Annotated in this window: 7 protein-coding genes; 6 read left to right on the plus strand and 1 reads right to left on the minus strand. The window is 55.5% G+C overall.

The window, feature by feature from the left end; translation table 11 throughout:
• Window position 1: 1 nt before the first annotated feature.
• A complete protein-coding gene (locus PS2015_RS12950; protein WP_058022625.1) occupies window positions 2-3,151 on the plus strand; it encodes a sensor domain-containing protein in 3,150 nt (1,049 codons plus the stop codon).
• A gap of 12 nt (window positions 3,152-3,163) precedes the next feature.
• Here PS2015_RS12950 and PS2015_RS12955 read toward each other — a convergent pair whose 3' ends face one another.
• Window positions 3,164-4,495: an MFS transporter gene (locus tag PS2015_RS12955; protein ID WP_058022626.1), complete on the minus strand. Its 1,332-nt coding sequence runs from the start codon at window positions 4,493-4,495 to the stop codon at window positions 3,164-3,166.
• Between the two features lie 117 nt (window positions 4,496-4,612).
• Here PS2015_RS12955 and PS2015_RS12960 point away from each other — a divergent pair, with 117 nt between their 5' ends.
• Genes PS2015_RS12960 through PS2015_RS12980 form a run of 5 tightly spaced genes read left to right on the plus strand, consistent with a single transcriptional unit; the run spans window position 4,613 to window position 11,219 of the window.
• Window positions 4,613-5,863, plus strand: a complete 1,251-nt coding sequence (locus tag PS2015_RS12960; RefSeq protein WP_058023360.1) for a parallel beta-helix domain-containing protein — start codon at window positions 4,613-4,615, stop codon at window positions 5,861-5,863.
• Window position 5,864: 1 nt separating this feature from the next.
• Window positions 5,865-6,998: an SO2930 family diheme c-type cytochrome gene (locus PS2015_RS12965; RefSeq protein WP_058022627.1), complete on the plus strand. Its 1,134-nt coding sequence runs from the start codon at window positions 5,865-5,867 to the stop codon at window positions 6,996-6,998.
• Window positions 6,979-7,698, plus strand: a complete 720-nt coding sequence (locus PS2015_RS12970) for an ABC transporter ATP-binding protein (RefSeq protein ID WP_335338239.1) — start codon at window positions 6,979-6,981, stop codon at window positions 7,696-7,698. Before PS2015_RS12965 ends, PS2015_RS12970 begins: the two co-directional genes overlap by 20 nt.
• On the plus strand, window positions 7,692-10,058 hold the full coding sequence (locus PS2015_RS12975) for an ABC transporter permease (RefSeq protein WP_058022629.1): 2,367 nt from the start codon (window positions 7,692-7,694) through the stop codon (window positions 10,056-10,058). The genes PS2015_RS12970 and PS2015_RS12975 overlap by 7 nt, the downstream gene beginning before the upstream one ends.
• A gap of 3 nt (window positions 10,059-10,061) precedes the next feature.
• On the plus strand, window positions 10,062-11,219 hold the full coding sequence (locus PS2015_RS12980; protein ID WP_058022630.1) for an efflux RND transporter periplasmic adaptor subunit: 1,158 nt from the start codon (window positions 10,062-10,064) through the stop codon (window positions 11,217-11,219).
• The last annotated feature ends 12 nt before the right edge of the window (window positions 11,220-11,231 follow it).

Here is an 11,231-nt window from a genome sequence, read left to right on the forward strand (position 1 = left end):
GATGGCCGAGTGGTTTGACCAGAATTTATATTTTATTTACCAGATTTACGGCGTCGCCTTTCTGTTGCTGGGCCTGACAGCTCTTACAACCCCCCGGCAGATTCGACTACCTTTCATCGACCACATCTGGTTACTTGGCGTTTTCGGCTTGCTGCACGGCCTGCAGGAGTTTGTTGATGCACAAAGGCTGATCCGCGAGTCTCAAACCCTGGTGAACCTAAGCAGCGTGCTGGCATCCAGCTCATTTCTTGCCTTGTTTGAGTTCGGGCGCCGGGCATTGAGCATGCCTCTGCGCTTGAGCTATCTGCTCGCAGCCCTTCCGATCGGATTGATGGGGCTAATATCCGGTAGCCTGATTACGACTCTTGGCATCGGTTCACGACTGACCTTCGGTGTATTCGGTGCTCTATTGACCGGCATTGCGTTCATGCGCGCGAAGCCATATCTGGAAGGCTCTCAGGATGAAGCTCTGCGGGTTATCTGGGCCGATGTCATCGCATGGGCTTTCCTGGTCTATGCTGCTCTGACCCTGTTTTCAGATGCGACTTTGATGCCTGCCGGACTTGGGCTGCCAAGTACGCAATGGTTTCAGCAAAACACCGGGCTGCCTGTACAGGTACTCAGGGCAATCTGTGCTCTGGTCGCAACAATTGCTCTGTGCTTTAAGGTATTTCGGGCCAATCATAAAACGGCCGTCGATCTGGAAACCCTTATGCAAAGCCTCAACGGCTTTGTTTATCGATGCCGCAATGACCGCGACTGGACGCTGGTGTATATCGCCGGCAACGTTGAGGCGGTCACCGGTTTTGACATCAAATCAATCAGAAAGTCCGAAACAGTGTCGTTGAATGCGGGCATTCATCGCGATGACCAACAGCGGGTTGCCGACGAATTGAGGGAATCTCTTAAACACGGTGCTCAGTTCGATCTAAGCTACCGGATTGTAACCCGTCAGGGAGAATCGCGCTGGGTGTCTGATCGCGGACACGGCATCTACGATCAAAAAGGACAACTGATTTATTTTCAGGGACATGTGGTTGACGCGGACGAGCTGATCCAGGCCCGTCTGCGACTGGAGCGTGCGGAAGAGCTCGCCAGGCTGGGTCACTGGGAGTTCGATCCCGCCACCGGCACCGGCATCTGGTCCAAGCAAATGTTTCGCATGCTGGGACTTCCAGTTGAGAAAGATGCTGCGCCAGACGCATCCACTTTTCTCGAACGCATTCATCCCCAAGATCGTGACAAAACGGGCAAGGCCTTGCAGGATATGGCCAATGGCGAAGCGCCGACAGCGGAAGTTTTCCGCAGCAACCCCGACTTTGGCCCCGTTCATTATTTTATGCCCAGCTGGCACTTTGAAGGCCGGGGCAAGTACGTACGCTATAGCGGAACTCTGCTGGATGTAACCAGGCAGCAGATCAGCATGCAACAGGTGCAAGCATCCGAACAGGCTCAGCGCAAGGCACTGACGCTGGCCCAACAAGAGCAAGGTCGCATGGCGGCTCTGCTGTCCGCCATGAGCATTGGCATCCTGTTTGAAGACCGCGATGGCCGGGTGGAGTATCTTAACCCGGCTTTTCGTCGCATGTGGGCAGTAAGTGACAAGGTCAATCTGATAGGCGAACCAACCCGCCGTGTTCTTGAGCATTCAACACATCGCTTCGCCCGCCCCGACCATGCCTCCCGTCATGTCTTGCACGTTCTGGATACCCATGAAATCAGCGAGCGCTTTGAGGTTGACCTGTACGACGGCCGTATTCTCACCCAGCTTTCCTATCCCGTATCGGATACAGATGGCCGTCTGATCGGTCGTTTGTGGATTTATGAAGACGTCACGCATGAGCGCCAGACAGCACAACAACTGGTCTACCTGGCCGAACATGACCCGTTGACCGGTTTGCACAACCGTCATCGTTTTCAGGAACAGCTGGAATGGATGATCCTCAGTGCCAGACGCAACGGCACACGCTTTGCCCTTTTGTATTTCGATCTGGACGACTTCAAGTACATCAACGATACCTTCGGGCATCGGGCTGGTGACAATGTACTGGTACGCACCGCCGGTGAAGTCGCCAGCCTGGTGCGTCAGGGTGAAATGTTTGCCCGTCTGGGTGGTGATGAGTTTGCCATCCTGACTGAATTGCACGACAAAGACCACCCGGAACCGCTGGCAGAGCGCATTTGCCATGCAATCGCTGCCATCCCCTTCCGCTTTCGTGGCAGCAATCTGCGCCTGACTACCAGTGTTGGTATCACCATCTTCCCGCAGCATGGTGATAACGCGGAAGATCTGGTCGCGCATGCCGACACGGCCATGTATCAGGCCAAAAACGCCGGTAAAAACAGTTGGGCGATTTATGATGCTAACAAGGATGCCACCGAGGCGATGATCACGCGCATGAACTGGGTCAGCCGCATTGCGCACGCCCTGGAAAGCAATTTACTGGAGCTGCATTTTCAGGGTGTTTATCAGACGATTGACCGAAGTCTGAGTCACCTGGAAGCCCTGGTGCGCATGCGGGACCCCGCGCAACCCGATGAGCTGATTATGCCAGGGCAATTTATCCCGATTGCAGAAAAAAGTGGTCAGATACTGGAGATTGATCGCTGGGTGCTCAGAAACAGCATAGCGCTGCTTGCGAATCACCCTGAGCTGAATGCCTTATCTGTCAACATTTCCGGCCGCAGCTTTGATGAACCCGGCTTACCACAAACCATTCAGCAATTGCTGCACGAATACAATGTCGCTCCCCAGCGCTTGCTGATCGAACTGACCGAGACAGCCGCCGTATCAGAAATGCAGGACGCCCAGCGCTTTATCGAGGCCCTGCAGCAAACCGGCTGCATAGTCTGTCTGGACGACTTTGGTACTGGCTTCTCGACCTTTGCCTATCTGAAATACCTGGGCGTGGAGATCCTCAAAATTGACGGCATGTTCATTCGTGACTTACCCAACAACCGGGATAACCAGGCATTTGTCAAAGCCATGGTCGACGTTGGCAAAGGACTCAACAAGATCACTGTGGCCGAGTTTGTTGAAGACCGCGAGACCTTTGAGATGCTGCAAAAACTGGGCATTGATCTGGCACAGGGCTACTTTCTGGACCGCCCTGATGCCGACCACCCGGCCTTGCACAAACCGCTTGACTGAGCTTGCCGGTGGTCAGCCGGAAACTTGCTTCCATTTCAGACTCAATCCCGCACCCAGCAAACCGGCCAACCCCAACAGTATCAGTGTCAGATGCACTGATACGGCGGCCGCCAGCGCGCCCAGCAAGCCAGTCAACAGCAGCAAAAATCCAATAACTGTATTACTGACCGCCACATAGTCCGTGCGTTTGTTACCACTAGCCATGTCAACCAGATAGGTCTTGCGGCCCAGTCTGACACCGGCGTGAGAAATGCCCAGCACAAAAAACGCCAGGGGGAAAAACCACAGGGATGCCGTTGTTGAAAAGTCAATCAGTGACCAGGCGACCACCAGCAGAGTAGTGAGACCGGACAACCCACAGGCAACGGCAAAGACCTGACGACTGGAATGATCAGCCCAGCGGCCCCAGACCGGCGAACTGAGCAGGCCAGCCAACCCCTCAGTCGCAATCATCATGCCCAGCAGGGAGGCAGCGCTGCCCAGGTCATTACGCGCTAAAGAGACATAAAAAGGCGCGGCCAACCCTGAACCCATGGCCAATGCCCGCCCCGTTACAAAGCGCCGGAAAGGAATGTCCTGCCTCAGTAAGTCGAGTTTCTGTACCGCCTCGGTAAACCCGTTGGCGCCGCCCCCGGAGGCACCTGGAAACTCAACAATACGCGCGTAGGCCGCGATTGCCACAAACCAGAGCAATGCCGCTACCACCAGCAGGTTAATATACAAAGCGGCGGATTCACTCTCGCCCTGCGCGCTCAGCCACATTCCCGTCATAAATGCACAGAGCCCGGCGATCGCGCTGATCCAGCCTGACAATCTGCCGCGCCGGGTCTTGGGTATGGTTTTGCCCAGCACATCTTTGTAGGCAACCGAGCAGGCCCCCCGTGCCAGGCTGAACAGAATCAGCAAGCCGACCACGATCAGACCCAATGTCAGTCCCTGCAACACCAGGGCAGCCCAGGCCATCGCCAACAGGGAAAAACCCTGCACCGTGCCACCTGCCACCCAGATCCATTTGCGGATGGCCTGCCTGCGAACCAGCGCACCAATAAACATCTGGGGCAGCATCGAGCCCGACTCGCGAATCGGCACCAGCACACTGATAATCCAGGCTGGCGCGCCCAACTGCAATAACAACCATGGCAGCGTGGTTTTAGAATTGGCCAGTTTGTCAGCAATATTGCTGCAGGTATTGGCGATCAGAGTGGCAAGAAAATTACCGGGCGTCTCGCGGCAGGCCTCGTCGCTGATGTCCTTGCAAACGCGACCCTCATCATCTTCTGCGAGACGCTCATAAAGTTGTGATTTCCAGTCTTCTGCATCCGTCTGCTGTATTTGATCTGTCATGCCGCCAGCTTAGCCCGCCTGTCTGGGCGCGACAAGTTGCAAATTATGCCGGACAGGGGTAATTTTGAACAGGAACTCCGGCCACTTCCCTACAGGTGCAAGCTGATGAATAACAACATGAACAGAAGCCCCCTCACTACACTGCTTTCCATAATGACGGTCGTTCTGCTGGCCGCCTGCAGTCCCGACACAAACACCACCGGCATCAATACCGATTCAGCCCTGACACGACTGGTTGACCCATCCAGCGAACTGCAACTTGCCCTGCTGGAGGCTGAGCCCGGCGATGTTATCGAGCTGCCAGCGGGCACCTTCAGTTTCGATAGAGGCCTGACCCTGAACATTGACAATATTACGCTGCGCGGTGCGGGCATGGATCAGACTGTACTGAGCTTCAGGGATCAGGTGGCCGGTGCCGAAGGGTTAATGGTCAATGCCAGTCATTTCACCATCGAGGATCTTGCTATTGAGGACTCACGGGGTGACGCACTAAAGGTTGCCCGCGGCGATCACATCATCATCCGACGCGTCAGAACTGAGTGGACCAACGGTCCCGATACCAGCAACGGTGCCTACGGTATCTATCCGGTGCAGACCCGGCATACATTGATCGAAGATTCCGTTGCTATTGCTGCCTCTGATGCCGGCATCTATATTGGCCAGTCAGAAAATGTCATCGTGCGCCGCAACCGGGCGGAATTTAATGTCGCCGGTATAGAAATCGAAAACACCCGCGGCGCAGATGTCTATGAAAACGTGGCCATCAATAATACAGGTGGCATTCTGGTCTTCAATATGCCCAACCTGCCAGTGGAAGGGCATACAACGCGCGTGTACAACAACACGATCAATAACAACAACACAGTCAATTTTGCGCCACCCGGCACGGCTGTCGCCAGTGTGCCTGCCGGATCAGGAGTGATTATCAATTCCAATGACAAGGTCGAAATCTTTGACAACGATCTGAGTGGTAATCAGACTGCCAATATTCTGATTTCCAGCTACTTCAGCGCCGGCTATTCGGATCGCCAGATGGCAGAGGCATTTGACCCTTACCCGGAGACCATTTTCATCTACAACAATCGCTTCGGGCCAGGTGGCAATGCGCCCGGCTTCCCGGAACTGGACATGTTGCGTCAGGCCATGTTCGGCGAATCAGGCAGCTTCCCGGACATCGTCTGGGACGGTATCGTACACCCCGAACGCACAGCACCCGCTTACGCGATCTGCGTCGACAACGGCGATGCTCAGGTTCTTAACATAGATGGCGCCAACGACAGCCAGAATCCACGCATCGAAGCCGAACCACATCAATGCCAGCACGAACGGCTGCCGCAGGTCATGCTGCCTGAATTCATGGATAGCTGATATGCAAGGTCTGCACTCATCGGGTCTGGTCTTTATGCTCGGCACTTTGCTGTTGGCCTGCACCCCGCAGCAGGATGCCCGCTCTTATGGGCGGGACAGCACACCAGACCTGCTCTCGCAATGGCAGTTGATGTCTGTGCAAGGCAGCACATTGCAACTTGATGATGATGTTATGCCTTACGATCTGGCGACACCGTTGTTCAGTGACTATGCCATGAAGCTGCGTACCCTGTGGCTGCCGGATAATACTCAGGCCAAGTATACCGAATCAGGCAGCCTGGAATTTCCGGTAGGCACCGTCATCAGCAAGACGTTCTACTACCCGACTGATACGCTGGCTGCCGATGACGGCAGCGTCACGAAATCGGAGCAGAGCCTGTATGCTTTTGTTGGCCAGCAACTCGACCTGACTAAAGTGCGCCTGATAGAAACCCGCCTGCTGGTTCGGCAAACTGACGGCTGGCAGGCTTTGCCCTATGTCTGGAATGAACAGCAAACCGATGCTGAGCTGCAGATCACCGGCGCTGTTTTTCGGCTGGCTATGGACTCTGAACCGTTTGCCTATGTAGTGCCCAACCGGAACGAATGTGCCAGTTGTCACGTTCTGGATCAAAACAGTGATGAGCTATCACCAATCGGCCCATCAGCTCGCAACCTTAACCGGCTTTTTGCTTATTCCTCCGAACAGGAACTCAACCAGTTGCAGGCACTGGCTGAACGCGACTGGCTGAGCGGATTGCCAGCGGCGTCCGAGCTGCCTGCGGCCGCGCTCTGGTCACCTGGTGCCACCGACAATCTGGAGCACCGGGCACGCAGTTATCTGGATGTTAACTGCGGTCATTGCCATCAACGCGGCGGCAGCGGCGATACCTCCGGCCTGTTTCTGGACTACAAAGAGACTTCCGCTTTGGCTATGGGTGTCTGCAAACCGCCGGTAGCCGCAGGACGTGGTGCTGGCGGACACCGCTATTCCATTGTGCCAGGTCACCCTGAACAGTCCATACTCAGCTATCGGATAGAAAGTCAGGAAGTGGGTGTACTGATGCCTGAGGTCGGCCGCAGTCTGACTCACGACAGCGGACTGGCACTGATCAATGAATGGATACGGCAACAAAGTGGACAATGTAACAGCTGACATCGTCATAGAAGCGCGCCAGCTTTGCAAAGTCTACGAGATGGGCGACGTCAAAGTGAACGCACTGCGCGATGTCAATATGCAATTGGTGCGTGGCGAGCTGCTGGTTTTACTGGGCGCCTCGGGCAGCGGCAAATCCACATTGCTCAATATTCTTGGAGGTCTTGATGTCCCGACGTCCGGCGAACTTTACTATGGCAAAACCCGCCTCAGCCAGGCCAGCGACCGGGAGCTGACCCGCTACCGGCGCGATCATGTCGGTTTCGTTTTTCAGTTCTACAACCTGGTCTCCAGCCTGACAGCCCTGGAAAACGTCGCGCTTGTCACGGATATAGCTCACAAACCCATGCGTCCGGAACAGGCACTGGAATTGGTGGGACTGTCAGACCGAATCAATCACTTTCCATCCCAGCTTTCTGGCGGCGAACAACAGCGCGTGGCCATAGCCAGAGCTGTCGCCAAGCGACCTGACATTCTGCTGTGTGATGAACCAACGGGCGCACTTGATGCTAGAACCGGCAAGCTGGTTCTGTCGGTATTGGATCAGGTCAATCGCGAAACCGGCACCACAACCGCCATCATTACCCACAATGCAGCCATTGGCGCGCTCGGTGACACAGTTGTACGCATGAGCAGCGGACAAATCGTTGACCGACAAAGTAACGCCAGCCGAGCCGATGTCGAGAGTATCGAATGGTAAGCGCTCTGCACCTGAAATTACTGCGGGAGCTTTGGCATTTGAAGAGCCAGATGCTGTCCATCGCGCTGGTCGTTGCCACCGGTATCATGACCGTTGTGACTATGCGTGGCAGCTATGAATCTCTGGTCGTCGCGCAACAGGATTATTACCAGCAAACCCGCTTTGCCGATGCCTGGGTATCCTTGAGAAGAGCACCCGAAACCCTTATGCCCCATATCAGCAATATTCCCGGGGTTGCATCAGCGGAACGCCGTATAACGCTAATGGCGACACTCGACTTGCCCGGGCTTGAGGCACCGGCCATTGGGCGATTTATTTCACTGCCTGAATCCCGGACGCCGGTTTTGAACGATATCATGATTCTGCGCGGCCGCTATATTGAAGCAGGATCTGCCGACGAAGTGATTATTAATGAAAAGTTCGCCATTGCCCGCCAATTGAATCCGGGCGACAGCATCACTGCCATTATCAATGGTCGGGCCAGAGATCTGGATATTGTGGGCGTTGCCATCTCACCCGAGCATATTTACGCCATGCCACCTGGCTCCCTGATGCCCGATGATGAGCGCTATGGTATTTTGTGGATGGGCGAACGGGCACTGGGGCCGGCCTGGGATATGGACGGCGCCTTTAATGAAGCCTTTGTGAAATTGTCGCCGGATGCTAGTCCACTGGCAGTGATTGATGCCCTGAACACCCTGCTCTACCCCTATGGCGGTTATGGCGCTTACCTGCGCCGGGATCAACCCTCCCACCTCATCCTGCAAAGCGAACTCGATCAGAACCGCGTCATGGGGACCATCGTCCCGGGCATTTTTCTTGCTGTCGCGGTATTTCTGTTACACCTGGTACTGAGCAGATTAATTGCGACACAACGTGGCGAGATTGCCGTATTAAAAGCGTTTGGGTATCGTGATTTCGAAGTCGGCCTGCATTATCTGATGTTTGCCCTGACAGCGGTTTTTCTGGGTGTGCTGCTGGGAGCGGCAGGTGGTGGCATGCTGGGCCAGGCTTACATCGGGATTTATGATCAGTACTTTGACCTGCCTGGTCTGGAGTTCAGGCTGAGTTGGCAATTATTGACTGCAGCGTCATTAATTAGTCTGGCGGGCGCCTGCACTGGCGCCTTGAGCGGTGTACTCAAGGCGATCCGATTACCTCCGGCAGAAGCCATGCGGCCGGAACCACCGCCGCGCTTTAAGCCAGGACTGCTGGAGCGTTCCGGCGTTGGTCGATTGCTGCCTTCATCCGGACGCATGATCTTGCGCAACCTTGAGCGTAAGCCCTGGCAAAGTTTTTTCTCATCATTGGGCGTTGCTTTTTCAGTCGCGATTCTGGTGATCGGCTTTTTTATGTTTGACGGCGTCCGCTATCTGATGGATCTGCAATTCCGGGAGATTCAGCGCGAAGATGTATCCGTCAATTTCCACCAGCATCAATCTGATCAGGTTCTGGAATCCCTGTGGCGATTACCCGGCGTCACACGTGTGGAGCCTTTCCGCTCAGCCCCGGTAAAACTGAGCAACCAGCATCTCAGCCGGGACACTGCAATCATGGGATTAAACGGCGATGGCGCGCTGCGGCGATTGGTATCAGAAAGTGGTTTTGTGCATCCCTTGCCAGCGCAAGGCATCGTGCTGAGCCGAATGCTGGCGGAGCGACTGCAGGTATCTGCAGGGGATTATGTGGATGCTCAAATGCTGGAGGGTCAGCGTCAACAGGCACCGGTTCTGGTCAGCGGCATTCTGGATGATTTTATGGGCGTCACGGCCTACATGGATCTACCGGCGCTCTACGAGCTTAGCGGCGAAAAGAATCTGATCAGCGGTGCCTACCTGAGCGTCCAGGAAGGCAGTCGGGATGAGCTTTACCGGACATTGAAACAAATTCCGATGGTAGCCGGTGTAGCTGCACCCGCCGAGTCACTGGCCTCATTCGAAACAGAAATGGCTCAGAATATATTTATATCGGTTGGCTTTCTGGTCGGCTTTGCCTCGGTAATCGCCGTAGGCGTCATTTACAACGGCGCCCGTATTGCCCTGTCTGAGCGGGGTCGAGAACTGGCCAGCCTGCGGGTAATGGGATTTCAGCGAGGCGAAGTAGCCGTGCTTTTGCTGGGCGAACAGGCTGTGATTACGCTGATCGCCATACCCATGGGCTGGTTGCTTGGTTACGGACAGGCCTGGGCCGTCGTGCAGGCGATGCAGACCGACATGTTTCGGCTGCCGTATGTGGTCAACCCCGATACATGGTTGTATTCTGGAGCCATTACTCTGCTTGCGTCGGCAGCCAGTGCGGTGGCCGTGCGGCATCGGCTGGATCAATTTGATCTGATCAGCGTACTGAAAACCCGGGAGTAGAACATGACTAAATGGATAGTCGCTGCTGTTGGCCTGTTGGCCCTGCTGCTTTTCAGCCTGAGCGGTGAGGAGACAGTGCGGGTGCAGACCAGGGTGGCAGAAAACGGACCCCTTACTGTAACAGTGCAGGAACAGGGTCGCACACGGGCCCGACTGCCTTTTACGGTGTCAGCCCCGGTCAATGCGCACATGCGACGCACCACCTGGCTGGAAGGGCAACGCGTAGAGGCCGGACAGGCGCTGGCCACATTGGCGCTGCTTACTGAAGATACTCGCACGGAAGCCAGCTATCAGGCTAACCTGGCCGCCGCCATTGCCCGGCGTAATGCGGCCGCCGCTTCACTGGCAGAGGCCGAATCCTCACTTGAACGCGCCGAGCGGGAAGCTCAGCGGCGTGAACGCTTGTTTCTTGATCGTATGATTGGCGAGGAGGAACGCGACGCCTATCTGCAGGTTCAGGAAGCCGCCCGCTCACGATTGTTAAGTGCACAGTCCGCGCTGCGTGCTGCCGAGGCTGATGAAACCAGTGCCCGCGCCCGGCTGATGGGCACAGAGACCGACAGCAGTGACAGTTCCGCGATTGTGGTTACAGCGCCCGCTTCAGGCACCATCCAGCAAATCTACGAACGCGGTGATCGTGTTGTGACCGCTGGTACCCCCCTGTTCCAGATCAGCAATGATGACGCCCTGGAACTGGTAGTCGATTTACTGACTCAGGATGCCGTTAGAGTAACCCCTGGTGCTTCGATACAGGTTTCCGGCTGGGGTGGTGAGCAGGTCCTGTCAGCGGTGGTTGACTACGTGGAACCACTGGCCTTTACCAAGTATTCGGCATTGGGTGTGGAAGAGCAACGAGTCAATGTCATCGCCTCATTGGTGGAAGACAACCATCCGTTAGGCGCAGGATACCGAATTGAAGCGGCCATCGTAGTCTGGCAGCACGACAATGTATTGAAAGTGCCAACCAGCGCCTTGTTCAGACGTGATGGACGCTGGCATGTGTTTGCTGTGATGAACGATACAGCCGTATTACGCGAAGTGGCTGTCGGCGAGCGCAGCCGGGATGATGCTCAGGTCCTGGATGGCCTGAGCGCCGGTGATGAGGTAATCATTTTCCCGTCTGATCTGGTGCAGGACGGTGTTGCCATACAGCGCCTGTAACTCAGGCGCTGT

It is taken from the genome of Pseudohongiella spirulinae (genome assembly GCF_001444425.1).
In the GTDB taxonomy this organism is placed as follows: domain Bacteria; phylum Pseudomonadota; class Gammaproteobacteria; order Pseudomonadales; family Pseudohongiellaceae; genus Pseudohongiella; species Pseudohongiella spirulinae.